Origin of the sequence: Streptomyces sp. NPDC085944 (assembly GCF_040686295.1) — a bacterium.
GTDB lineage: Bacteria > Actinomycetota > Actinomycetes > Streptomycetales > Streptomycetaceae > Streptomyces > Streptomyces salinarius.
On sequence record NZ_JBFBJX010000021.1, the window covers coordinates 1 to 24019 of the forward strand.

Sequence of the window (24019 nt, forward strand, 5' to 3'; positions counted from 1 at the left end):
AGCCGCAGGTGCGCACCAGCGCCACCGAGCAGACGCAGCAGGCCGGTGCGGCGCTCGCCCCCAGTCCCAGTGCCACCCCCCAGGCGCTCCCCAGCACCGCCGAGTCCGCGCCAGCCGAGCAGCCGAAGGCGCAGGAACCGGCCGCGCAGGAGACGAAGGACGACGGGGGCGGTGCCGAGAAGAAGGAGGAGGAGGACAAGGGCGGCGGGGAGACCGATAAGCCCGACAAGCCGGCCGTGACGCCGGTGGTTCCCGCCAAGAACATCCTGCTGCGGAACACCACCAGCCACATGTGCGCCGAACTCCCCGGCCGGGAGAAGGGCGAGCTCGACGGACCCGTCCAGCAGGCCGTCTGCGACGACACCGACGGGGACAACCAGATCTGGAACCTCGAGGTGAAGTACCCGAAGGGCGGCCCCGGCGGGGCGGCGCTCTTCCAGATCCGGAACATCAAGGACAAGTACTGCATGGACCTGCCGTACCACGGTGCCGCTGCCGTGGGGACGCCGGTCACCGAGTTCCACTGCGACAGCACCACCGCGAACGACAACCAGATGTGGTGGATCGACAAGCAGGAGAGCGGGGCCTACTGGATCCGCAACTTCTCCAGCAACCAGAAGTGTCTGGGGGTGGAGGGCACGAACGGCGGTGCCCTCTTCTCCAAGATGGTGCTCGACAACTGCAGCAACGTCGACGACCAGGAGTGGGAGATCATCCACCCGAAGAGGGGCTGAGGCTCAGACGGTCCCGGCGGCGGTCACCAGCCGCCTTCTCCCGGGACCAGCCGGCCGGCCTTGCGGTACTCGCGGCGGGCGCCCTCCAGGAGGTCGTCCGCCGTCACCGTGTCGTCGCGCCCGGCGGCGAGGTAGGCCGCGGTGACCACCGCGCTGCGGATCGAACCGCCGGCCAGCTCGAACTCCCGGGCCAGCGGCTCCGCGTCGATGCCGTCGGAGCAGGGGACCCGGGACAGGCCGTGCCGCCACAGCGCCAGCCGCTGCTCGGCGTCCGGGAAGGGGAAGTCGACCACCAGGTCCAGGCGCCGGGTGAACGCCTCGTCGATGTTGGCCCGCAGGTTGGTGGTGAGCAGGGCGATGCCGTCGAAGGACTCCAGACGCTGGAGCAGGTAGGCGCTCTCCATGTTGGCGTACTTGTCGTGCGCGTCCTTGACCTCGGAGCGCTTGCCGAAGACGGCGTCCGCCTCGTCGAAGAGCAGTACGGCGTCGGTGCGGTCGGCCTCCGTGAAGATCCGCTCCAGGTTCTTCTCGGTCTCGCCGACGTACTTGTCCACGACCGACGACAGCTGGACCACGTACAGGTCGAGGCCCAGGTCGGCGGCGACCACCTCCGCGGACAGGGTCTTGCCGGTGCCGGACTCGCCCGCGAAGAGGCCGAGGACGCCCCGGCCGCGTCCGCCGCCCGCACTGAGCCGCCAGTCGCCGAGCACGCGGTCGCGGTGGCGGGCGCGCAGGGCGAGTTCGCGCAGCTGGACCAGGGGTTTGTCGGGCAGCACCAGGTCCCGCCAGTCCACGGCGGGCCGGATGCGCCGGGCGTGGCTCTCCAGGCCGGAGGCGGACTGCCGACGGGCGGCGAGCCGGACGTGGTCGGCGGTGACGGGGGTGCCGTCGAAGGCGGCGAGGGCGCGGGCGGTGTGCGCGGCCCGCCGGATGCGGTCGCCGCCGAGCCGGTACGGGGCGACGGCCGTGGCCAGGTCGAACCCGTCGGCGTCGGCTCCCAGCGCGGCCCGCCAGGCGGCGGCTCCCCCGGCCCGGCGGCCCGGGGCGTCCAGCACCAGCGGGTCGGTCGGCGACCAGTGCGGGTCGTACGGGCGGGGGTCCGTCAGCAGGACGGTCACGTCCCCGGCCGCGGTCAGGGCGCGCACCAGGGGGCCCGGCTTGTCGGGCAGGCCCGCCACCACGACCGCCCGCCCGCCCAGGCGGGCCTCCCGCAGCAGCTCGGGGACGTGGTCGGCGGGTTCGGTGCAGCGCAGCGCGTCGACACCCGCGGCGTCCAGGGCGGAGGCGAGCGCGGCCAGGCCGTCGCCCTCGCGCGGTTCGCGCAGGTAGGCGGTGAGCGGGCCCTCGCGCAGCCGGGCGGCCAGCCGGCGGACGAACGCGTCCGTGTCGCCGCCCGCGGCGGGCAGCGGGTCCGGCATCGGGAGCAGCAGGCCGAGGAGCGCGGCGTCCGGGGTGTCGTCGCCGAGCAGATGGCCGAGCAGCCGGTCCGGGGCGCGCAGCGAGCGGGTGAGGAAGGGGCGCTCGGGCTCCTCCACCTCCAGCAGGCCGAGGGCGCGCAGCGGCGCGGACGGGTGGAACCGGGCGCGGGCCGCCGCCGCGTGCTCGGGCACCCCGCACAGGTCGAGGGCGAGGCCCACGGTGGCGCGGCGGCGGCTCACGTCGTTGTTGAGGTAGCCGTAGAGCGGCTCGAAGGTGCGGTCGACGTCGGGGGCGAGGGCGACGAGCAGGACGGCGGTGTCCAGCTCGGTCAGCCGCGCCCGCCCGGCCAGCCGCGCCAGCCGGTCGCCGGGGCCGGCCGGGTAGCGGGCGCGGTCCGGTGAGTCGCCGACGTGGGTCGGTGGGCCGAGGTGGGCCGAAGCATCGACGTCGGCCGGGGGCTCCGCGGTCCCGGGTGCGCCGGTGCCGGACGGCCAGGTGCGCAGCAGGTGGTGGACGGCCTCGTCGGGCAGGTACAGGCCGCGCAGCGGGTCGTCGGCCGTGGGGTCGCCGGCGGTGCGGTGCTCGACCAGCGCGGTCACCCGTTCCCGCAGGACGCCGAGCCGGGCGAGCAGCGCCCGCGCGGGGTCGCCGGACGGGTCGGCGGCCGGTGGGCGGTCGGTGCCGGGGGTGTGCACCGTCGGTACCGGGGGCACGGGCGTCGCTGATGTCACTGGTGTCACTGCCGTTTCGTACGACCGTCCGAGGTGGCCTTGCGGGCGGCGCGCGCGGCAGCCACCTGGTGCGGCCGGTGGGAGCGCCCCTGGGGCAGCGGCGGGTCGCCCTCCATGCCGCCGACCCGGACCGTCGCGCCCTCGGTGACCGGGGGCCCGGCGTCGTACTCGGGGAAGGCCGGGAAGGGGGCGGTCACCACCAGGTCGAGGGACGGCTTCAGCTCGCCGCCCAGGGCGGACCAGATCTCGGCGAGGGAACGGGACTCCGTCTGGATGCCGGCCACCGTCAGCGGCACGGACAGACCCAGAGCGCCCAGTGAGCCGGGGAGTTCGGAGGCCGGCAGCAGCTCGCGGGGCAGCAGGGTCGCCAAAACCGCGGACAGCAGCCGGTGTTCGTCCTGCGGGGTCTTCGTCCAGGCCGTCACCAGGTACGACAGCCGGAACCAGCGCGGCGGCTGGCGGCGCTTGACGACGATGTCGTCGTCGTCGCGCACCGACATCTGGCCGCGGTGCCTGCGGCTCACGTCCTCGCGGATGTCGTACAAGTAGGTGTTGACCACGGGGGCGTTGCGCCGGGCCGCCCAGTCACGGGTGGGTGCCTCGAAGGCCACGTCGATGCCCGAGTCCGTCAACGCCCCGCTCTTGAGGAGGGTCTTGAGGACCTCGTCCACCTCGTGGATCACGCTCGCGCTCCCGCCTTGCCCGCTGTGGACATCCGTCGTCGTGGACGTCCGTCGTCGATCGTGCCCCGGCGGCACTCCCGCCCGCACGCGCCACGGGGACGACGGCCGGGCAGCCGGCCCTGCCCGTGCGGCCCCATGGACCCGCCTTCGATTGCCCGTTCGGTCAGATGTAGCCTTCCCGGAGGGCATAGGCCACGGCATGCGCGCGGTTGCGCAGATGCAGCCGCGTGGTGAGGCCGTGCATGACGTTCTTGACGGTGCGTTCGGAGTAGGACAACTTGCCGGCGATCTCTCCGGTGTCGAGACCCTCGGCGACCAGCCGCAGGACGTCCACCTCTCGGGGTGCGAGGCCCAGCGAGGGGGCGCCGGGGCGGCCCGCCGCGCCCCGGTGCAGGGTGCCCACCTGGCTGATCAGCCGGCCCAGCAGGTCCGCGGGCAGGTCGCCGTCGCCGCGCGAGGCGGCCAGTACGGCCTGCACCAGCCGGTGGGCGGTGGCCTCGTGGCGCCAGACGATCGCGCCGACTCCGCACTCGACGACGTCCAGCAGTTCGCTCTCGCGGATCGCGCCGACCACGAGCACGGCGCGCGCGCCCTCGCTGCGCACGATCCGGCGCAGCCGGGTGAGCGCCGGATCGTCCAGCGCGTCCTCGATGAGCAGGGCCACCGTGCCGGGCCCCGACTCCTCGCGCAGGTCTATCTCCGGGTGCCGCCGCAACTGGCTGACCGCGCCCTCGCGACTGATCGGGTCCGGAGCGGACACCGCCACCGGCACCCGCCGGTCGACGACGCCGGCGGCCTGGCCGGAACCGCGCGCCGAAGTGGCGGTGGTGATGGATGTGGTGGTGTTCCGGGGTGAGTTGAGCAACCGTTTCCCCCCTCTTCACGTGCCCGCAATACGGCACAGGCCGGTAGCGGATGTGCGTGTTCCACACTTATGGGACTGCTGGGACTTCGCAATCGTGGACCACCACGAGGTACACCACGAGACCGGCGCGCCGGCCCCCACAAGGGGCCGCCGGGCAGGCGTCCGGGCAGGTCGCGGGGCGCGCGCGAGGACGCGGGGGTCCGTGGAGACGGCCGCGAGCCACCGTGACCCGCGCCACTTCGCACCACCGTTCACCGCAGTCGTTCGTCTCACACACCGGGGGAGCACCATCCACCACAGGAGGCACCGATGACCGGACCGCTCCGTGAACGCGACGACGCGCACGCGCTGTTGTCCGCCGAGATCGAGCGTGCCCGGGCCGGCGCCGGCCGCCTCGTCCTGCTGCGCGGCGCCAGCGGCACCGGACGCACCGCCGTGCTGGAGGCCGCCGCCCGGCACGCCGAGGACCGGGGCCTGCGGGTGCTGCGCGTGCGCTGCTCGCCCGAGGACACCCCGGTGCCCTTCGCCATGGTCCTCCATCTCCTCGGCCCGGTGCCGGAGTTCACCGACATGGCGCCAGGCGGCGACGACCGGGGCAGCGCGGCCCGGCTGTGGCGGCTGCTGCGCTCCTACGCGGCCGAGGGCCCGGTCCTGGTGGCCGTCGACGACGTCCACCTGGCCGACGACTCCTCGCGCCGCTGGCTGACGGAGGCGGCCCGGCACGTCGACCGATTACCGGTTCTGCTGGTCGCCACCGAGCGCAGCCAGTACGACATCGACCCGCGGCCGCCCGGGCTCACCCAGGCGCTGTCGCCGTCCCTGGTGCGCACCCACACCCTCGCCCCGCTCAGCGACGCGGCGGCGGCCGGGCTGGTCCGCGACGCCTTCCCGCACGCGTCCGCGTCCTGGACGCGGGAGGTCGTACGGGCCGGTGCGGGCAGCCCGCTGCTTCTGCACGCTCTCCTGGACGACCTCGGCGGCACTCCGCACCCCGACGGCATCCCGCCCGTGCCGGACAGCTGCGCCGCGCTGTACCCCGGGTCCTACCCGGCGGCCGTCTCCTGGTGGCTGAACAGCGCGGGCCCCGCGACGGCCGACGTGGCCCGCGGCCTCGCCGCCCTGGAACAGGCCTGGCCCACGGGCCCGCCGCCGCGCCGGGGCGCGCTCCGGCATGCCCTCCCGCACCCGCGGACACCGGCGTCCGAGCCCGTGCCCCGGCACCCGCACGACACCCCGGCGGTGCGGACGCGCCGGCCCGCGGCCACCGCGCCGGGCTGCCGGGACGTGTGGAGCGCCGACGCGGGGGACACCGGCCCGGACCCGCAGGCGCCGCCGTCGCCGTACGCGCGCGCGACGGCCTTCCCGGCGTTCGGCGGACCGGGCCTGCTCGCGGAACCGCGGGAGCACGGCCCCTATCCGCACCCCACCGAGCCCGCCACCGAGGTGCCGTACCCGCCGTCCACCACCGAGGTGCTGTATCCGCCGTACCGGGACCCGTACCCGTACCCGGAGCCCGCCCCGTACGACGGGCGCCCGCAGCCCGCACCCGGTGGCGCCGGCTACGGCCGCACCGATCCGCCCGGGCCCGCCCCGCACCCGGCGGCGCTCCGGCACACCCCTTCCCCTCCCGTTGCGGGAGGGACGGCCGGGGACCCGGTCGGTGTGCTCGCCGAGGCGGCCGGGGCCGACCCCGTGCGGATCGAGGGCTGGCTCGCCGCCATGACGCGGCTCGGACTGCTGCGCCCCGACGCCGGCGGCCGCCCCCGCTACGCGCACCCGCTGCTGCGCGACGCCGTGCTCAGCGGCTGGCCCCGGCCGCGCCGCGAGGCCGTGCACCGGGCGGCCGCGGAAGCGATGCTGCGCCGCGGCGCCCGGGTCGAGGCGGTCGCCCGGCACCTGCTGCGCACCCCGGCCGTCGGCCGGTCCTGGGCGCTGCGCGTCCTGCGGGACGCCGTGACCGTCGCCGTGCACGACGCCCGGCCCGCCGACGCCGTCGGCTATCTGCGCCGGGCCCTGGACGAACCGCTGTCCGACGACCTCCGGCAGCGGCTGCTCACCGAACTGGGCTCCCTGGAGTACGCGTCGGCCGACACCCCGACCGCCATCGCACGGCTCGCCGAGGCCCAGCACCTGCCGGCCGAGCCCCGCAACCAGGTGCGCACGGCCGTCGCCCTCGGCACCGCCCTGGCCGGCCGGGGCGAGATCAGTACGGCGATGGAGGTACTGCGCCGCACCGAGGGCCGGCTGTCCGGCCACCCGGGGCTCGCCCGCACCGTGCAGGCCGCCGGCGCGCTGCTGTCCGACGAGGACCCGGCGACCCGGCAGGAGGTGTACCGGTGGCTGTCCGACACCGGCCGGCACTCCCCGGAACTGGTCGGCACCGCCGGACAGGCCCTGCTGGTGCGGTACGCGGCGACGGCCGCGCTGATCTCCGCCGACGAGGCGATGACCCGGGTACGGGACCTGCTCGCGCAGCCCACCGATCCGCTCGCCGAACCCTTCCTCCTCGGCACGGCCGCCGCGGTCGCCCAGTGGGCCGACGAACTCGACGAGGCCGAACGGCTCGTGGAACGCGGTCTGGCCGGACAGCACCCCGCCCTGCTGCACCCGATGCGGCACGCGCTGCTCAACACCCGCGCCGACATCGTTGCCTCCCGCGGCGACCACGCCCGGCTGCTCACCCTCGCCGCCGACCCCGGACCCGGGCCCGGCCCCACCAACCGGGACGCCCACGCCCTGATGGCGCTGGTCCACACCGGCCGCAGCGAGGAGGCCCTGCGCCTCGCCGACCGCTTCGACCTGCGCGAGGTCCCGGAGAACTGGGAGCTGAACCGCTACCTGTACGCGCGGGGCGTGCTGCGCGCCGCCACCGGCGACCCGACGGGAGCGCTCCACGACTTCCTGGAGTGCGGGCGGCGCCAGTCGGCCCGCGAGGTGGTCAGCCCGGTCGTCACCCCGTGGCGGACCGCCGCCGCCGAGATACGGCTGGCGTTCGGCGGCGGCCCCGAGGCGCTGGCCCTGGCGACGGAGGAGCTGCGGCTGGCCCGGGTGTGGAACACCCCGCGCACCGTGGGCCGCGCCCTGCGGGTGCTGGGCACCGCGACCGGCGGGCGGCGCGGTCTCGAACTGGCCGAGGAGGCCGTACGGACCCTGCGCGACGCGGCCGTCGACACCGACATGGAGCTGATCCCCGCGCTGCTCGCCCAGGGCCGCCAGCTCCTGGAAGCGGGCGAACGCGGGCGCGCCCGGTCCCGGCTGCGGGAGGCCGCCGACCTCGCCGAACGCAGGGGCGCCCGGCGCTGGCTCCACCTTGCCGGACAGGCGCTGCGCGAGGGCGGCGCCCGGGGCTCGGCGGCGACCCGCACCGGCGCCGACGCGCTGACCGGCAGCGAGCGCAGGATCGCCGAGCTGGCCGCCGACGGCCGCACCAACACCGAGATCGCCGAACTCCTCCACCTCGCCCGGCGCACCGTGGAGACCCACCTGACCAGTACCTACCGCAAGCTGCGAATACGGCGCAGGACGGAACTGCCGGGCGCGCTGGAGCGCGGCGGACACCGGGAACGGGAGTCCCACCCGGACACCCGGTGCTGAGGCCGGACGGTCGCCGGCACGCTCCTCACAGGGCGCGCAGCAGCCGCCCGATCTCCATCTGCTCGGTCTCCAGCGGGTTGCCGTCCTCGGTGTTCCACAGGCTGTTCTGCAGCACGCGGCCGAGCGACCAGGCGCGGGCCCGCTCCCGGTCGAGGCCCAGGACGTCGGTCATGGCGTCGAAACGCCACCGGGTCCCGGCCGGGTCGTAGCGGTTGTGGAGGGCCGGCAGCAGTTCGAAACCGGGGTCGCCGGCCAGCGGCTTGGGGTCGATGGCGAGCCAGGGGGCGCGGTCGGCGGCGAGCACGTTCTCGTAGTGCAGGTCCCAGTGCAGCAGCCGGTCGCCCGGCTCGTCGGCGACCTCGCGCACGGCGGCGGCACAGTCGGCGACCAGCCGTCGCTCCGCCGGGTCGGGGAGGCGCGCCAGCACTCCGGGCGTCCGCTCCAGCATGCCCCGCGCCATGTCCCCGAGCCGCCGCACACCGGGCGGAGCGGGCGTCGCGGTGAGGTGGGCGAGCAGCCGGGCGATGACCAGGACGGCCTCGCGGGAGTCCTCGACGTGACTGAGCATCCGGCCGGAGTCCAGCCGCTCCAGGAGCATGGTGCCGGTGGCCGCGTCGTGGTCGAGCAGCCGCACCGCTCCGTCCCCGGCCCACGCCCGCAGCGCGAGCGGCTCGCCCTCGGTCTCCGCGTCGAGGACCTGGAGCTTCAGCACGGCCTCGGTACCGTCCCGGCGCACGACCGGCAGCACCAGCGCCGCCACCCCGTGCATCGCCGGTCCGTCGAGCCGCAGTCCCCACCGCTCCAGAAACCCGGCGGCCAAGTCGGGCAGCCCGTCGACGAAGGCCCGCCCGGCCTCCCCGTTGTACTTCACCTGCGCAGCCACAAGCCCTTCGGGTACGACAATCACCCGCAGGACGCTACCGCGCAACCGCGGGCAGTCGTGCCTTCCCCCAGTGCCTGAACGGCCTGGGCGGTACCCCCAGGCGGCACGAGTGGGCGGTGGGGGCACCTCCCGCTCATGGGGGCCCTGCCCTCCCGCGCGAGCGAAGCCGAGCGTGGGGGAGGCGCCGAGCGTGGGGGAGGCGCCGAGCGTGGGGGAGGCGCCGAGCGTAGGGGAGCGCACCCCGCGACGCCGGGCTGCGCTCCCCCCCGCCTCACCCCACCGGTTCCCGCACCGTCCGGTCCGCCGGCACCCCGTGCTTCGGCGCCTTCGCCGTCACCATCACCCCCGCCACCACCCCCGCCAGCAACATCACCCCGGCCGCCACCCAGATCGCGACGGTGTACCCGTGCACGATCCCCTCCCGCACGATCAGCTCCCGCTGCGCGGGGTCCCGCAGATGCGCCGCGATCCACGACGCACTCGTACTGGTCGCGATCGTGTTGAGCAGCGCCGTACCGATCGAGCCGCCCACCTGCTGCGAGGTGTTGACCGTCGCGGAGGTCACGCCGGAGTCCTTGGGGGCGACCCCGGCGGTGGCCGTGGAGAACACCGGCATGAAGGTCAGGCCCATGCCGAGACCCATCAGGAGCAGCGCGGGGAGGATCTCGGCGACGTACTCCGAGTGCACGGTCATCTGCGTCAGGATCACCATGCCGCCGGAGGCGAGGAGCATGCCGGGCACCATCAGCATGCGCGGGCCCACGCGCGGCAGCAGCCGGGCGGAGATCTGGGTGGAGCCCACGACGATCGCGGCGGTCAGCGGCAGGAACGCCAGGCCGGTCTTCACGGGGGAGTAGCCGAGGATGCCCTGGAGGTAGTAGGTCATGAACAGGAACAGCCCGAACATGCCGATGACCGCCAGCATCATCGTCAGGAAACAGCCCGCGCGGTTGCGTTCCCGGATGACGTGCAGCGGCAGCAGCGGCGTCCGCGCCCGGGTCTGCCACCACACGAACGCGGCCAGCAGGACCACGGCCAGGGCGAACAGCGCCAGCACCAGTGGGTCGGTCCAGCCCCGGGGCTGGGCCTCGCTGAAGCCGTAGACGAGCGCGACGAGGCCGCCGCAACCGAGGATCACGCCGGGCACGTCGAGCCGCGCCCCGGCGTGGCCGGGCCGGTCGTGCAGCAGGGCGAACGCGCCGATCACCGCGACGACGGCGATGGGGATGTTGACGTACAGGCACCAGCGCCAGTTCAGGTACTCGGTGAGCACGCCGCCGACGATGAAGCCGATCGCGGAGCCGCTGCCGGCCAGCGCGCCGTAGATGCCGAACGCCTTGCCGCGTTCCTTCGGGTCGGTGAAGGTCGTCGTCAGCAGGGACAGCGCGGACGGCGCGAGGACGGCGGCGAAGACGCCCTGGAGGGCGCGCGCGCCGAAGAGCATCACCGACGTGGTGGCGGCGCCGCCGATCGCGGAGGCGGCGGCGAAGCCGATCAGCCCGATGACGAAGGTGCGTTTGCGTCCCACCAGGTCCGCGACCCGCCCGCCGAGCAGCAGCAGGCCGCCGAACGCGAGGGTATAGGCGGTGATCACCCACTGCCGGTTGGCGTCGGACATGTCCAGGTCGCGCTGGGCCGAAGGCAGCGCGATGTTCACGATCGTCGCGTCGAGGACGACCATCAGCTGGGCCAGGGCGATGACGACCAGCCCCCACCAGCGGTGCGGATCGGTCTGCGCGGGCGCGGCGGGTTCCCCTGTCCGACCTGTCCGGGAGCCACTCATTTCGCCAGAAGAACACGATTCGGGACGTGTCGCATCCCGTTGCCCGAGCCGTCGCACGGATCGGCACGCCGACCGCCGGTCACGGTTCGAGGACCACCTTCCCGGTCGTCCCCCGGCTCTCCAGGGCGCGGTGCGCGGCGGCGGCGTCGGCGAGCGGGAAGCGCCGCACGGCCGGGACGAGCCGGCCTTCGGCGGCCTCGGCGAGGGCCCGCAGTTCGAGGGTGCGTGCGGGGTTGGCGCCGCCGGCCCGCTGCATCATCACCGGGCCGAGGACCTGCTGGGAGACACCCTCGACGAGATAGGGGCTGCCGTCCCGGATGCCCTTGGCCGCCCAGCCGAAGACCAGGTGCCGGCCGTCCGGCCCGAGCAGGGCGACCGCCTGGCGCGCCACGTCGCCGCCGACACCGTCGAAGACGACGGAGGCCGGCCCGCCGCCCAGGTGGGCGCGGACCTTCGCCGGCCACCGCTGCTCGGTGTAGTCGACGGCGAGATCGGCGCCGTTCGCGGTGACCAGCGCGGTCTTCTCCGGACCGCCGGCGAGGCCGATCACCGTGGCGCCGGCGTTCTTCGCGTACTGCACCAGCAGGGTGCCGATGCCGCCCGCGGCGGCCGTGACCACGGCCACGGAGCCGGGGCCGAGGTCGGCGAACTGCAGGATTCCCATCGTCGTACGCCCCGTCCCGATCATGGCGACGGCCTCGGCGAAGTCCAGGTTCGCGGGGATCTCGTGCAGGCGGGCGACATCGGTGACGGCGAGCTCGGCGTAACCGCCGGGGGCGAAGCCGAGGTGGGCGACGACGCGCCTGCCCAGCCAGCTCGCCGGTGCGCCCTCGCCGAGGGCGTCGACGACGCCGGCGACCTCGCGGCCCGGGATCGTGGGCAGCTCGGGCAGCGCGGGCGTCGGACCCTGAACGCCCTCGCGCAGGGAGGTGTCCAGGAGGTGGACGCCCGCCGCGCGGACGGCGACCCGGACCTGGCCGGGGCCCGGCGCCGGGTCCTCGACCTCGTCCAGGACGAGGTTCCCGGCCGGGCCGAAGGCGTGCAGTCGGATGGCGTGCATGGCGAAACCCCCAGGCTGGAGAGCGGAGCTGTTGCGGGCCCCACTCAACGACCTCGAGCACGCTTGAGGTCAAGCACGCTTGTCGAGCTCGCGCCGCCCGAGGGCGAGGGAGACCGCCGTCAGGGCGCTGTTGAAGGAGACCTCGGAGAGCAGGCGGGGGGAGGCGACCTGGTCGCCGGCGAGGTAGACGCCGTCGCCGCGGTCGACGGCCGGCCGGTCGCGCCAGGTGCTGCCGGGCAGGTCGACGGCGCCGGTGCGGCCGTTCGCGACCGCCTCGCGCCGCCAGGTCAGCCGCTCGCGCCAGCCGGGGAAGCCGAGGTCGAGCAGCTGCTCGGCGCGGGTGGCGCCGTCGGCCTTCGACTCGTGCGGGGCGATGGGCACCTGCCCCTGGATCAGCTGCTCGCCCGCCGGTGCCAGCGTGCGGACCTGCGCGGTACCGCGTCTTCTGGGGGACACCCCCAGACCCCCTTGCTCGACCCACCCCGGCGCGTCCAGGTCGGAGACGGCGAAGGCGTCGCCGCGCCGGGTCCGTACGGCCAGGTCGACCAGCGTGGTGCGGCCGCTCGGCCAGGTCAGCGCCGGGTCGTCCAGCAGACGGCGGGCCGCGTCGAGGGAGGTGGCGACGATGACCGGGGTGTCGGTGGGCAGCGTGTCGACGCGGGAGAGCGTCTCCATCCGGACCCCGAGGTTCCAGGCCAGGGCGGCCATCCGGTCCACGACCCCGGACCAGCCGCCGCGCGGATAGTGCGCCTCGGGCGGCAGCTTGGCGGCCCGCCGCAGCCGCTCCTGCACGAAGGCGGCCGACAGCGACCCCGGATCGTGGTGGAAGAGGGCCACGGCGCAGCAGTGGGCGGCGGCCCGCGCGCCCTCCTCGCCCGCGATCCCGGTCGCCCAGGTCAGGAAGTCGGTGTCGACCGGGGCCGGCCCGACCCTCCGGCGCAGCAGCTTCAGCATGGCGAACGGCGGGGTGCGGCGCAGTGCCCCCTTGTGGTGCAGCCGCAGCCGGGACGCCTCCAGCGGCGGGATCGGCGCGAGCGGGCCGATCAGGTCGCGCCGGCGCAGCCATGCCCAGTGCGGGCCGCCGTTGTAGAGGGCCTGCGGGCCGTCGTTGGTCCGGTAGGGGCCGTCGGCGGTCCGGGCCTGCCCGCCGAGCGTGTGATGGGCCTCGTGGACGGTGACCTTGGCGCCCGCCTCGGCGGCGATGGGGGTCCCCCGCGCGAGCGAAGCCGAGCGTGGGGGAGGCCGCGGCCGTCCGGCGAAGCCGCCGCCGATGACGGTGATGCGATGCATGGCTCGGGTTCTCCCTCGGGTCGGGGTCGCGGTCGGGTCGCCTGGCGCGGCGCCTGTCCGCCCGTACGACGGTCGCGGGGGCGCCGGATGTGACATACGGCCGGGAGAAGGGGTGTTTGTGCAGGTCGGAGGCGGTTGTCAGTGCTGGGGTGCAGCATGGGTCCATGGCGAGGAGAGCGGCGGGAACGACGCGAACGGCGGGCGGGCGCGGCACGACGGCGGTACGCGCGGCGAGACGCCCGGAGCTGCGGCCGCCGCCGCTCACGCCGTACGAGGACGACGGGGGACTGGAGCCCGACGGGGACTACGACGCGCTGGACTTCCGGGAGACGGACCTCACCGGCCAGGACGGCGCGGGCGCCCGCTTCATGGACTGCGCGCTGACCGGCTGCACGCTGGACGAGGCCTCGCTGCCCCGCGCCCGGCTGCTCGACACGCGCCTCACCGGCGTCCGGGGCGTGGGCACGAACCTCGCGGAGGCGACCCTGCGCGACGTCGAGCTGCTCGACGCCCGCCTCGGCGGCACCCAGCTGCACGGCGCCGTGCTGGAACGGGTCCTGATCCGGGGCGGCAAGATCGACTACCTCAATCTGCGCCGGGCCCGCCTCAAGGACGTCGTCTTCGAGAGCTGTGTGCTGGTCGAGCCGGACTTCGGGGGCGCCCGCCTGGAGCGGGTCGAGTTCGTCGACTGCGCCCTGAAGCAGGCGGACCTCAGCGCGGCCACCCTCACCGACGTCGACCTGCGCGGCGCCGCCCCGCTGGAGCTGTCCCGCGGCGTGGACCGCCTCTCGGGCGCTGTGATCAGCCCCGCCCAACTCCTCGACCTGGCCCCGGTGCTGGCGGCGGAGCTGGGGGTGCGGGTGCTGGCGGAGGAGTAGGGGGCGTCGTTTGGATCTTGCCGGGGGCACGGGGTCTGGAGCCTCCCGGCCCCGGCGGTGCGGTGGCGGGGCGGTCCGGGCCCCGCCCGCTCAGCCGGCCGACGTGTGCCGGGTCGCCTCGCGTGCCTCGGTGAGCGCCTGCTTCCTGAGGGCGCCGCCGAACAACTGCATCGTGGCGGCGGCCAGGACGTCCTCCCTGCCGACGGTCCGCCCGTCCCCGCTGCGGGTGGACCAGGCCCCGAGGGAGTCCCTGGGGAACGGCGCCGGGCCCGTGTCCGGTTCGCCCGGCGTCACCAGGGTGACCGCGCCGAAGCGTGTGACCCCGCCCTCGCGGACGACCGTGGCAGCGTCCCGGGCGAGGCCCGTCAGGAACACGCTCGCGATTCCGTCCAGGTCGCGGACCATCACCGGGACGGCCGTCACCCCCCGGCTCCGCAGCAGCTTCCTGACCCCGGCCTCGAACCGGTGGGCGCCGACCACGGCACTCGGCCGGCGCGACCGGCTGCGCCCGACAGGGGGCACGAGGACCCCGTGGGCGTCGTACAGGTCGCCGTTCAGGCGTCGGAAGGTGGGGCTGTGGTCGTACCACTTGTCGCCCACCTCGAGTTCGACGTTCCGGCCGATCGCCGTGAGAAGGTCCCGCGGAAGCAGCTTCTTCCTGCCTTCCTCCGCCGCCGCTCGCCCGGCGCCGTCGACGATCTCCGTCAGCACGGTCCGCGTCACCGACGCGGCGGCCTGCGCGGCCGCCCGGGAGACGTGCATCGAAGTCACCTCCCCGAACACCGTCTTGACGAGAGAGGGCTTGAACGGCGGGACGTCCGAAACCGTCCGGGCCCGCCGCCGGGCCACTGCCCGCACTGTCACTCCTGTACGTCCCGCACGACCTGGGCGTCCCGTGCCGCGGCGGATGCCGCCCCCGTCACCGTCCAAGCGGCCACGCCCCACAGGCTGAGCCCGGAGACGGCGCCCACCACGAGGCGAACGGTCCCGTCCGAGCCGTCCGTGAGCCGCACGACCAGTCCCGCCGCCCCGGCCGCGACGAGCAGGGCAGCCGGTACCCGCAGCCGGGGCTGCTCGAACACCGCCGCGAGCGGCAGGAAGTGCAGCCCGACGACGATCGCCACCAGCGGGGGGATGAGCACCGGCGTCCCGGCGCGACCGCACACCACCGCGACGGCGATGATCAGCAGCCATTGGAGACCGTTGACCTGATGGAACCGCCGACGCCGGTCGGCGGGGAACGGTCCCCCTGCCGACGCGGGGAGAAAACGGCGCGCGGCGAGCATCAGCCCCAACGCGACGGCGCCCCCGACCACGACCTCGACCAGCCGCGCCGTCCCGTCGAACGCACTCGTGGCCAGCAGCCACCAGCCGAGCCCGAACAACGCGAGGAACCCCACCCCTGACTTGAACATGATCGACACCCTAGGCCGAAGGGACCGGTTCAGTCCCCGCACATGTCGATCCGCCCGGCGAGACCGCGGCGAGGGCGGTGCGCAGCAGACGCGCGCCGATGCCCGTCCGGGGCGGCTCGTGGTCGGTGTCGTCGACGTCGAGGGTCTCCATGACGTCGGGCTTGTCGCCGCTGTGGGACCACCACCCGGCTCCACAGACGGCGAGGCACTCGGGCGGCGGGACCAACGCGGCGGCGTGGGGCCGCGCCGTGCCGTGAGGTTCAGGGCACCCGGGGGAAGCGGGCCTGGAGGGACCAGATCGCCGGGTTGTCCGCCAGGTCCTCGTGCAGATCGGTGAGGTCGGCGAGCAGGTCGTGGAGGAAGTCCCGGGCCTCCCGGCGCAGTTCGGTGTGGGAGAAGGACAGCGGGGGTTCGGACTCCGGCACCCATTCCGCCTCGATGTCGACCCAGCCGAAGCGGCGCTCGAAGAGCAGACGGTCGGTGGACTCGGTGAAGTCCAGCTCCGCCCGCTGCGGCCGGGCGGCCCGGGAACCGGCCGGGTCCCGGTCGACCTGCTCCACGATGTCGCACAGCGCCCACGCGAAGTCGAGCACCGGCACCCATCCCCAGGCTGTGGACAACTCCCGGTCCGCCTTGGTGTCGGCGAGGTACACGTCCCCGCAGAACAGGTCGTGCCGCAGGGCGTGGACGTCCGCCCGCCGGTAGTCCGTCTGCGGCGGGTCCGGGAAGCGGGTGGAGAGGGCGTAGCCGATGTCGAGCACGCAGCAGATGGTGTCACGGCGCGGCAGCCGACCGCGCACCGAGCGGCGGGTACGTTGCCCACGTGATCCTCACGCCGCTCGACCTCACCCCCGACCGCGACATCCCGGGCCCCGTGCTCACCGAGCTCACCGCCCTCTACGCCTCCCAGCGCGCCTTCCACGCGCTCAGCGGCGACTTCCCCGACCCGGACGACGTCCGCCCGGAGCAGGTGGCCGCCGCGCTCGCCGACGAACTGGCGCGGCCCGGCGCCGAGGTGCTGCTCGCCCGGGAGGCGAGCCGGCTCGTCGGGATCGCGGTGACGCTCGCCCGGCATCCCGACCCGTCCGATCCGGACCCGTGGATCGGGCTGCTGATGGTGGACGCCGGCCTGGCACGGCAGGGGTACGGCCGACGGCTCGCGTCCCTCGTCGAGGACCGCTTCCGCGCCGCGGGCCGCACCGCCGTACGGCTCGCCGTCCTCGACGGCAACACCGCCGGACTCGCCTTCTGGACCGCACTCGGGCACACGGTCCTGGACCATCGTGAGGACCTCGCGGCCGGCCGCCCCTGCACGGTGCTGCGCAAGGAGTTGGAGAGCGACCGGCCGCGCACCCCGCGTCGCGCCGCCCGCGTCGCCGTGCTCGACCCCGAGGGCGCGGTCTTCCTCCTGCGCTACGACAACGTCGAGGTCGGCGTGCACTGGGCGATGCCCGGCGGCGGTCTGGAGGCGGACGAGAGCCCCCGCGAGGGCGCCCTGCGGGAGGTGCGCGAGGAGACCGGCTGGACCGACCTGGAGCCCGGCCCCCTGCTCTGTACCTGGGAACACGACTTCACCCACCTGGGCGTCGGCCCCGTCCGCCAGTACGAGCACATCTACGTCGCGCACGGTCCCCGTCGCGAGCCCACCGGCCCCGACCTCGCCGCCGCCCACGCCGCGGACGGCATCCTCACCTGGCGCTGGTGGACCCCGGCCGAACTCGCCGAGGCGCCCGAGCCGCTCTGGCCACCGGACCTGGCCCTGCTGCTCGAAAGCTACGAGGGCGGCGTCGGCTCTGAGGACTCCGACGGCCTCGAAGGTCTCGATGACCGCGACGGCTTCGGCGGGTGACCCTCACGGGCTGTCCGGCTTGCCGTCCCCGCGCAGCCAATCCGCCCAGATCTCCGTGAAGTCCTCGTCCGGCGCCGACTTCTCGATGTACGCCGTGAAGTCCCCGGTGTCCGCGTTGCCGTGGCGGTGGGCGGCGGCCCAGCCGCTCAGCAGGTCCCAGAAGGCGTCGTCGCCGACCGTCCGGCGAATCTTGTGCAGGACCATCGCCCCGCGCTGGTAGACGGGGCTGTCCGAGATGTGTGCCGCGTCGGGCGGGTCGGCGGGCGGGAACGCCCAGATCGAGTCGTTCGCGTCCTCGTCGTCGTAGTACGTCCCGTCGTACAGCGCGTCGAAGGTCTCCTGGGCGGAGTCGCCGCCGTGGTCCTCCTCCCACAGCCACTCGGCGTAGGTGGCGAAACCCTCGTTGAGCCACATGTCCCGCCAGGTCTTCGGGCTGACGGAGTTCCCGTACCACTGGTGGGCCAGCTCGTGGACGAGCAGGACGGTGTCGGGGGCGCCGGGGAAGTACGGGCGGTTCTGGGCCTCCAGGGCGTACCCGGCGTCCTCGCCCCGGTCGACGATCGCGCCGGTGGCGGAGAAGGGGTAGGGGCCGAAGTTCTCCTGACCCCACTCCATGATCTCGGGGATCCGCTTCAGGACCTTGCGGCTCGCGTCGGCCTGCGTCGGGTCGACCGCCGTGTAGACGGACAGGCCGTCGTCCGTGGTGGAGCGGGCGGTCTCCCACTCGCCCACGGCGACCGTGACGACATGGCTCGCCATCGGCTCGGCGGTGTGCCAGGTGAACGTCGTACGGCCGTCCCGGGTCCGCTCGTCGCGCAGTTCGCCGTTGGAGACCGCGCCGAGGCCCTCCGGCACGGTCACCGCGAGGTCGTACGTCGCCTTGTCGGAGGGGTGGTGGCTGCCGGGGAACCAGGCCATCGAGCCCGTCGGCTCACCCAGCCCGACCGCGCCGTCGGCGGTGGGCAGCCAGCCCTCCTCGGAGTCGTCGGGGTCGGTGATCGTCTGCGGCTCGCCGGAGTACCGGACGGTCACGCGGAACGTCTCCCCGTCGTGCAACTCGTCGGCCGGACGCACGGTCAGCTCCTGCCCGGCCCGGTTGAAGCGGGCGTCGCGGCCCTCGACCTCGACCGCCCCGACCTCCAGACCCTTGAGATCCAGGTTGAAGGCGGAGAGGTCCTCGGTGGCCCGGGCGGTGATCACGGCGGTGCCGGTGAGACGCCCGGGGCCGGCGTCCGTGTCGGGGTCGTAGTCCAGGGTCAGGTCGTAGTGGCCGATGTCGTAGCCGCCGTTGCCCGCCTTGGGGAAGTACGGGTCGCGCACCCCCGAGCCGCCGGGGGTGCCGTCGACCGATCCGCCGCCACTGCAGGCCGCGAGGGCGAGTGCGGTGGCGGCGGTCACGAGCAGACGGGGGGTGCGCACCTCGTGATCCTATGGGGTGTTTCACGTGAAACGCCCGCTGGGACCGGCTGTTGGGACCGAGGGCGCCCCGGGGAGGTGCTGGTCCGGCGTGGGCCGGGAGGTCTAGTGCAGGGCCGCCGCGCCCGCCTGGGCGAACTTCTCGTCCAGGGCGCCGGACGGGGCGCCCGCGACGCCGATGCCCGCGATCGGCGCCTTGCCCGCGGTGACCGGCACGCCGCCGCCCAGGAACAGGGTGCCGGGGATGTCCTTCAGGTTCGGGGCGTTCTCCAGGCGGCCCTCCAGCTCGCTGGTCGGGGCGTTCCAGGAGACGGCCGTGTACGCCTTCTTCTCGGCCGACTCGTAGGACTGCGGGCCGGCGCCGTCGCCGCGCATGGTGAGGATCGTGTTGCCGTTGCGGTCGACGACCGCGACCGTGATCCGCTGGCCCTCCTTCTTGGCCGCCTTCAGCGCGGCCTGCGCGGCCTCGGTGGCGGCGTCGATCGTCAGGTGGGTGGAGGTGGTGGTGTCACGCTTGCCGGCCGCGGCGGCGGGGGCGGCGGACACCGCGGTGTCCCGGGCGCTCTCGGGAGCGGAGGCGTTCGCGGTCACCGTGCCGAAGGTGCCGGCGGCGACGGCGGCGAGCACGGCACCGCCGGTGGCGACGCGGGCACGACGGGAGAGGGTCTTCTTCATGGTGAGCTGCTCCTCCGGGTGGGGGCGGTCGGGTTCTGGCTCTTCACTCTCCGGCCGGAACCGGGGCCGCACGGTCGGCGTTCCGGCTGCTCGTGGGCGGCGCAACGGGTGACGGTGGGGTCGTCCGATCGGTTGACCCGCAGGGCGTCCGGACAGGGCACCATGGGAGTGTTCACGCAGCTCAGCGGTCTGCTGCGGCACGTTGTGGAACAGCAACGGCAGGAGATGCGGGCGTAAGGAGGCGGGTGCCGGATGCCGAAGCCGTACGACCACCCGGACGCTCGGTGGCTCGGCGCCGTCATGCACGTGGCGTTCTTCCTGCTGCTCGGCGGTGCCCTCGCCCGCTTCCTGCTGCGCCACCCCGGCGAGCCGCGCACCCCGTGGATCTTCGCCCTGTCCCTCACCCTCGCGGTGCTGCACCTGCTCGGGCCGGTCCTGAGCGGGCCCCGGCCGTTTGGACCTCAGCCGTCGGGTCGCCGGCCGTCCGGTCACGGCACCGTGCCCGCCCGGCGACGCCTGGCCTGGCTGGGGCTGGTGGTCGTGGTCTGGATGGTGCTGGTGGTGCTCGCGCCCAGCTTCGCCTGGTGTGCGGTGCCCCTCTTCTACACCGGCCTGCGCACCCTGCCGGCCCGGGCGGCGCTCGTCCTGGTCACCGTCCTGACGGTGTTCGTCGTCGCCGCGCAGCTGCGGCTCGCGGGGGGCTTCGACCCGAACCTGCTGCTCGCCCCGCCCGCCGTCGCCGCCATCGCCGCCGCCGTGTTCCTGCACACCGAACGGCAGGCGGCCCGGCAGCGCCTCCTGATCGACGACCTGATCCGCACCCGCCGCGAACTCGCCGCCTCCGAGCGCCGGGAGGGCACCCTCGCCGAACGTCAGCGCTTGTCGATGGAGATCCACGACAGCCTCGCCCAGGGGCTGTCCAGCCAGCGGATGCTGCTCCAGGCCGCCGAGCGGGTCTGGGAGTCGGACCAGGACAAGGCCCGCACCCACGTCCGGGGCGCCGCCTCCGTCGCCGAGCACAACCTGGCCGAGGCCCGCCGCTTCGTCCACGACCTGGCCCCGGCCGACCTCGCCCGCGGCGGCGGACTCGAGGCCGCGTTGCGGACGCTGGCCGAGCGGGAGTCCGGCGACCACCTCACCGTGCGCGTCCACGTCGAGGCCGGGGCCCGTGTCCCGACGCTGCCCGCCCGCGTCGAGTCGGCGCTGCTGCGGGTCGCCCAGGGCGCCCTGGCCAACGTCCGGGAACACGCAGGGGCGGCCCATGCCGCGCTCAGCCTCACCCTCCTCGACGACGAGGTCGTCCTGGACGTCACGGACGACGGGCACGGCTTCGACCCGGCGCGGCCGTCCGGCGCCGGCACCGGGGTGCGCGGACACGGACTGCCCGCCATGCGCGCCCGGTTGCACCGGCTCGGCGGCACCCTGACCGTCGAGTCCGCGCCCGGCGAGGGCACCGCCCTGTCCGCCGCCGTGCCCCTGGACCCGTCCCGAACCGACCCGCAGGGCCCGGCAGACCCGCCACCCCCGCCGGACCCGGCCGACCCGCAGGAGGCCCCCCGATGACCGACCCGGCAGCCGGCGGACCCGACCCCGCCCGCATCCTGGTCTGCGACGACCACGTCGTCGTACGCGCCGGACTGCTCGCCCTGCTCGACAGCGCCCCCGGCATCGAGGTGGTCGGCGAGGCGGGCACCGGCGAGGAGGCGCTCGCGCTCGCCGCGCGACTGGCGCCGGACGTCGTCCTGATGGACCTTCAGCTCGGCGCCGGGATCGACGGCGTGGAGACCACGCGCCGCCTCACCGCGGGCACCGGCCGCGTGCCGCACGTCCTGGTGCTGACCACGTACGACACGGACGCCGACATCACCCGCGCGATCGAGGCGGGCGCGACCGGCTACCTGCTGAAGGCCGAGCGCCCCGAGGAGCTGTTCGCGGCCATCCACGCCGCCGCTCAGGGCCGTACGGCACTGTCCGGGCCCGTCGCCGGCCGGGTCATGGCCAACCTGCGCAAGCCGCGACCCGCCCTCACCGACCGCGAGCGCGACATCCTGGCCCAGCTCGCCACCGGACTCGGCAACCGGGAGATCGCCCGTGCCCTGTTCATCAGCGAGGCCACGGTGAAGACGCATCTGCGCCGCATCTACGACAAGCTCGGCGTCGACACGCGAGCGGGCGCGGTCGCGGTGGCCAAGGAGCAGCGCCTGCTGCCCTGAAGCGCCGCCCGCCGACCCGACCGGTGCCCTGCCCACGGGAACGCCGAAGGCCCTCCGGCCGGACAGCCGCCCGCCCGCCGGGCCGGTGCTCTGCCGACGGGAACGCCGAAGGCCCCCCGGCCGGACGTCCGGGGGGCCTTCGTGCAAAACGAACGGGCGGGTGAACGTCAGACGTTCACGCCGAAGTCCTGGGCGATGCCCACGAGACCCGAGGCGTAGCCCTGGCCGACGGCGCGGAACTTCCACTCGGCGCCGTTGCGGTACAGCTCGCCGAAGACCATGGCGGTCTCGGTGGCCGCGTCCTCGGACAGGTCGTAGCGGGCGATCTCGGCGCCGCCGGCCTGGTTGACGATGCGGATGTAGGCGTTGCGCACCTGGCCGAAGTTCTGCGAACGGTTCTCGGCGTCGTAGATCGAGACCGGGAAGACGATCTTCTCGATGTCGGCCGGCAGACCCGCCAGGTTGACGTTGATCGCCTCGTCGTCGCCGGCGCCCTCACCCGTGCGGTTGTCACCGGTGTGGACGATCGTGTTGTCCGGCGTCTGCTTGTTGTTGAAGAAGACGAAGTGGGCGTCGGAGTAGACCTTGCCCTGCGTGTTGACCGCGATCGCGGAGGCGTCGAGGTCGAAGTCGGTGCCGGTGGTGGTGCGGACGTCCCAGCCGAGCCCCACGGTGACTTCGGTCAGGCCCGGAGCCTCCTTGGTGAGCGAGACGTTGCCACCCTTGGACAGGCTTACAGCCATTGTTGGGAGTCCCTTCCCTCGTTTACGTACGGCAAGAAAGCTACAGCTACCACCATGAACGTCGAGAGGGGTCCACAAGGTTCCGGCTCTCTTTACTTTCTTTACCGAGACCGGGCCCCGGATATTGGGGTGACGTGGGCCGTCCGGGGGCGGGAACATGGAGGGCATGTCCGGTCCCCATGTCATCCGCGGCTCCGTCTCCCTGCCCGAGGCCGAGCTGGTGTGGCGTTTCTCGCGCTCCTCGGGGCCCGGCGGGCAGCACGTCAACACCACGGACACGGCGGTGGAGCTGCGCTTCGACCTGGCGCGCACCGAGGCCCTGCCCGAGGTGTGGAAGCGGCGGGCGCTGGAGCGGCTGGCCGGGCGCCTGTCCGACGGGGTCGTCACGGTCCGCGCCTCCGAGCACCGCTCCCAGTGGCGCAACCGCGAGGCCGCCGCCGTGCGCCTCGCCGCCCTCCTCGCCGAGGCCACCGCGCCGCCGCCCCGGCCCCGCAGGCCGACCCGCATCCCGCGCGGCATCAACGAACGCCGGCTGCGGGAGAAGAAGCAGCGCTCCGAGACCAAGCGGGGGCGCTCCCCGAAGAACTGGGACTGAAGCCCGGTCAGTGGCCCGGTCGGTCCAGCTCCAGCACGCCGACCGTCTCCTCCTCGGCCTTCTCGCCGTTCGGGCGGAAGCCCAGCTTCAGGTAGAAGTCCTCGGGGCCGTGCTCACCGGGGTGCCAGGTGACGAAGCACTCCTTGCCGCCGCGGTGCCGGATCTCGGCGGCCACCGACTCCACCGCGAAGCGGCCGTATCCCCGGCCCTGTTCCCCCGCGTCGATGTTCAGGCGCCACAGGCCCGAGCGCAGCGCGCTGCCGTCGTCGTACCAGTCGATGCCGAAGAAGCCCATGAGGAACCCGACGGGACGGTCGCCGTCGAGGATCAGGCGCGGCCAGGCCTTCTCGCCGTGGACGTACGCCTCGGCGAGGGACTTCACGACCGGTGAGACGGCGAACTCCTGGTCGGGCCGCACCCGTATCGCGAGGGCGGCCTCGATGTTCGCGGGAGTGATCGGCTCCAGTCGAAGCCCGGTGCTGGTCGTCATGCGCGCACCCTGGGCGGGGCGCGGGGGCGCGAGCGAGCGAATTGCCCGCTCAGCCCAACTGCCGGTACCGCCCCCGGAAGTAGGTGAGCGGCCCCCCGTCCGCGCTCGGCAGCGCGGCCGTCAGGACCCGGCCGATCACGAGGGTGTGGTCGCCGGCCGGCACCCGCTGCTCGGTGCGGCACTCCAGCGTCGCCAGGGCGCCGCCCGCCAGCGGTGCCCCGGTCGCCTCGCCCCGTACGTACGGGATGTCCGCGAACAGCAGGCGGTCGCTGACGCGGCCCTTCATCGCGAAGCGGCCCGCGATGTGCCGCTGGCTCTCGGAGAGGACGGAGACCGCCCACAGGGGCTGCTCGTCGAGGAGGTCGTCCATGCGGGAGCCCTCGCGCAGGCTGACCAGGACCAGCGGCGGGTCCAGGGAGACCGACAGGAAGGCGGTGGCCGTCATGCCGACGTCCTCGCCGCGCGGCGCCAGCGGGTCGTCGGGGTCCAGCGGCGGCTCCTGCGCGGTCACCAGCACCACGCCCGAGGCCAGCCGGGACATGGCGGCACGGAACTCCTCGTTGCTCACCCCCTCAGCATGCCCGGAGGCTGGCGACGGGAACGGGGACGCGGGGGACGTGAGGGAGGGAGTGTTCGGCACCCCGTCACGCTAGTCTCCGGTGCGTGCGTCCGGCATCGGACCCCGGTCCGAACCGGGACCTAG

23 protein-coding genes are annotated in these 24019 nt (G+C 74.5%); 7 read left to right on the plus strand and 16 right to left on the minus strand.

The genetic code is table 11. The features are described 5' to 3' along the window. Positions 1–734 (plus strand): RICIN domain-containing protein (locus AB0P07_RS31265; protein WP_365556477.1); only part of this gene is annotated, 734 nt, incomplete at its 5' end. Between the two features lie 23 nt (positions 735–757). Here the strand turns inward: AB0P07_RS31265 and AB0P07_RS31270 are convergent. From AB0P07_RS31270 to AB0P07_RS31280, 3 genes are all read right to left on the minus strand, one after another. Next, a complete protein-coding gene (locus AB0P07_RS31270; RefSeq protein WP_365556665.1) occupies positions 758–2848 on the minus strand; it encodes an ATP-binding protein in 2091 nt (696 codons plus the stop codon). Positions 2849–2889: 41 nt separating this feature from the next. Then, on the minus strand, positions 2890–3567 hold the full coding sequence (locus AB0P07_RS31275) for a DUF4255 domain-containing protein (RefSeq protein WP_365556479.1): 678 nt from the start codon (positions 3565–3567) through the stop codon (positions 2890–2892). A gap of 163 nt (positions 3568–3730) precedes the next feature. Beyond that, on the minus strand, positions 3731–4399 hold the full coding sequence (locus AB0P07_RS31280) for a response regulator transcription factor (RefSeq protein WP_061447023.1): 669 nt from the start codon (positions 4397–4399) through the stop codon (positions 3731–3733). A 342-nt stretch (positions 4400–4741) separates the two neighbouring features. On the opposite strand from AB0P07_RS31280, the gene AB0P07_RS31285 reads away from it, so the two are divergent. Continuing rightward, complete coding sequence (locus AB0P07_RS31285) at positions 4742–8026, plus strand: AAA family ATPase (RefSeq protein WP_365556481.1); 3285 nt, start codon at positions 4742–4744, stop codon at positions 8024–8026. A 25-nt stretch (positions 8027–8051) separates the two neighbouring features. On the opposite strand, the gene AB0P07_RS31290 is transcribed toward AB0P07_RS31285, so the two are convergent. The 4 genes from AB0P07_RS31290 to AB0P07_RS31305 form a co-directional block, all read right to left on the minus strand. After that, positions 8052–8933 carry an aminoglycoside phosphotransferase family protein gene (locus AB0P07_RS31290; RefSeq protein ID WP_365556483.1) on the minus strand — a complete coding sequence of 294 codons (882 nt, stop codon included), beginning with the start codon at positions 8931–8933 and terminating at the stop codon, positions 8052–8054. A 247-nt stretch (positions 8934–9180) separates the two neighbouring features. Then, the gene (locus AB0P07_RS31295) at positions 9181–10692 is read right to left on the minus strand and encodes an MFS transporter (RefSeq protein ID WP_365556485.1); all 1512 of its coding nucleotides are present in this window, start codon (positions 10690–10692) and stop codon (positions 9181–9183) included. A gap of 79 nt (positions 10693–10771) precedes the next feature. After that, on the minus strand, positions 10772–11752 hold the full coding sequence (locus tag AB0P07_RS31300; RefSeq protein WP_365556487.1) for a zinc-binding dehydrogenase: 981 nt from the start codon (positions 11750–11752) through the stop codon (positions 10772–10774). 69 nt (positions 11753–11821) lie between these two features. Further along, positions 11822–13042: an FAD-dependent oxidoreductase gene (locus tag AB0P07_RS31305; protein ID WP_365556489.1), complete on the minus strand. Its 1221-nt coding sequence runs from the start codon at positions 13040–13042 to the stop codon at positions 11822–11824. A 164-nt stretch (positions 13043–13206) separates the two neighbouring features. Between AB0P07_RS31305 and AB0P07_RS31310 the strand changes: the two genes are divergently transcribed. After that, on the plus strand, positions 13207–13920 hold the full coding sequence (locus AB0P07_RS31310) for a pentapeptide repeat-containing protein (RefSeq protein WP_365556491.1): 714 nt from the start codon (positions 13207–13209) through the stop codon (positions 13918–13920). A gap of 90 nt (positions 13921–14010) precedes the next feature. On the opposite strand, the gene AB0P07_RS31315 is transcribed toward AB0P07_RS31310, so the two are convergent. The 4 genes from AB0P07_RS31315 to AB0P07_RS31330 all read right to left on the minus strand — a co-directional run bounded on the left by AB0P07_RS31315 (position 14011) and on the right by AB0P07_RS31330 (position 16096). Next, positions 14011–14682: a hypothetical protein gene (locus AB0P07_RS31315; RefSeq protein WP_365556493.1), complete on the minus strand. Its 672-nt coding sequence runs from the start codon at positions 14680–14682 to the stop codon at positions 14011–14013. 98 nt (positions 14683–14780) lie between these two features. Beyond that, on the minus strand, positions 14781–15335 hold the full coding sequence (locus tag AB0P07_RS31320; protein WP_365556495.1) for a hypothetical protein: 555 nt from the start codon (positions 15333–15335) through the stop codon (positions 14781–14783). Positions 15336–15345: 10 nt separating this feature from the next. After that, complete coding sequence (locus AB0P07_RS31325; protein ID WP_365556497.1) at positions 15346–15486, minus strand: hypothetical protein; 141 nt, start codon at positions 15484–15486, stop codon at positions 15346–15348. Between the two features lie 109 nt (positions 15487–15595). Then, positions 15596–16096 (minus strand): hypothetical protein, encoded by a 501-nt coding sequence (locus AB0P07_RS31330; protein ID WP_256110956.1) that lies wholly within the window; start codon positions 16094–16096, stop codon positions 15596–15598. Between the two features lie 62 nt (positions 16097–16158). Here AB0P07_RS31330 and AB0P07_RS31335 point away from each other — a divergent pair, with 62 nt between their 5' ends. Next, positions 16159–17184: a bifunctional GNAT family N-acetyltransferase/NUDIX hydrolase gene (locus AB0P07_RS31335; protein ID WP_365556499.1), complete on the plus strand. Its 1026-nt coding sequence runs from the start codon at positions 16159–16161 to the stop codon at positions 17182–17184. A 3-nt stretch (positions 17185–17187) separates the two neighbouring features. Here the strand turns inward: AB0P07_RS31335 and AB0P07_RS31340 are convergent, their stop codons facing one another. Both AB0P07_RS31340 and AB0P07_RS31345 read right to left on the minus strand, forming a co-directional pair. Beyond that, entirely contained in the window at positions 17188–18603 is a 1416-nt protein-coding gene (locus AB0P07_RS31340; RefSeq protein ID WP_365556501.1) for a M1 family metallopeptidase, read from the minus strand. A gap of 102 nt (positions 18604–18705) precedes the next feature. Next, positions 18706–19275 carry a heme-binding protein gene (locus tag AB0P07_RS31345; protein ID WP_365556503.1) on the minus strand — a complete coding sequence of 190 codons (570 nt, stop codon included), beginning with the start codon at positions 19273–19275 and terminating at the stop codon, positions 18706–18708. A 252-nt stretch (positions 19276–19527) separates the two neighbouring features. On the opposite strand from AB0P07_RS31345, the gene AB0P07_RS31350 reads away from it, so the two are divergent. Then, on the plus strand, positions 19528–20838 hold the full coding sequence (locus tag AB0P07_RS31350; protein WP_365556505.1) for a sensor histidine kinase: 1311 nt from the start codon (positions 19528–19530) through the stop codon (positions 20836–20838). Continuing rightward, complete coding sequence (locus tag AB0P07_RS31355) at positions 20835–21488, plus strand: response regulator transcription factor (RefSeq protein ID WP_365556507.1); 654 nt, start codon at positions 20835–20837, stop codon at positions 21486–21488. Before AB0P07_RS31350 ends, AB0P07_RS31355 begins: the two co-directional genes overlap by 4 nt. A 167-nt stretch (positions 21489–21655) precedes the next feature. Here the strand turns inward: AB0P07_RS31355 and AB0P07_RS31360 are convergent, their stop codons facing one another. After that, positions 21656–22231 (minus strand): TerD family protein, encoded by a 576-nt coding sequence (locus tag AB0P07_RS31360; RefSeq protein WP_133888889.1) that lies wholly within the window; start codon positions 22229–22231, stop codon positions 21656–21658. A 157-nt stretch (positions 22232–22388) separates the two neighbouring features. Between AB0P07_RS31360 and arfB the strand changes: the two genes are divergently transcribed. Then, positions 22389–22826 carry an alternative ribosome rescue aminoacyl-tRNA hydrolase ArfB gene (gene arfB, locus AB0P07_RS31365; protein WP_125630550.1) on the plus strand — a complete coding sequence of 146 codons (438 nt, stop codon included), beginning with the start codon at positions 22389–22391 and terminating at the stop codon, positions 22824–22826. Between the two features lie 7 nt (positions 22827–22833). Here arfB and AB0P07_RS31370 read toward each other — a convergent pair whose 3' ends face one another. Together AB0P07_RS31370 and AB0P07_RS31375 are read right to left on the minus strand one after the other, a co-directional pair. Continuing rightward, on the minus strand, positions 22834–23316 hold the full coding sequence (locus tag AB0P07_RS31370; protein ID WP_365556510.1) for a GNAT family N-acetyltransferase: 483 nt from the start codon (positions 23314–23316) through the stop codon (positions 22834–22836). A gap of 49 nt (positions 23317–23365) precedes the next feature. Further along, a complete protein-coding gene (locus AB0P07_RS31375) occupies positions 23366–23956 on the minus strand; it encodes a flavin reductase family protein (protein WP_365556512.1) in 591 nt (196 codons plus the stop codon). Positions 23957–24019 lie beyond the last annotated feature (63 nt).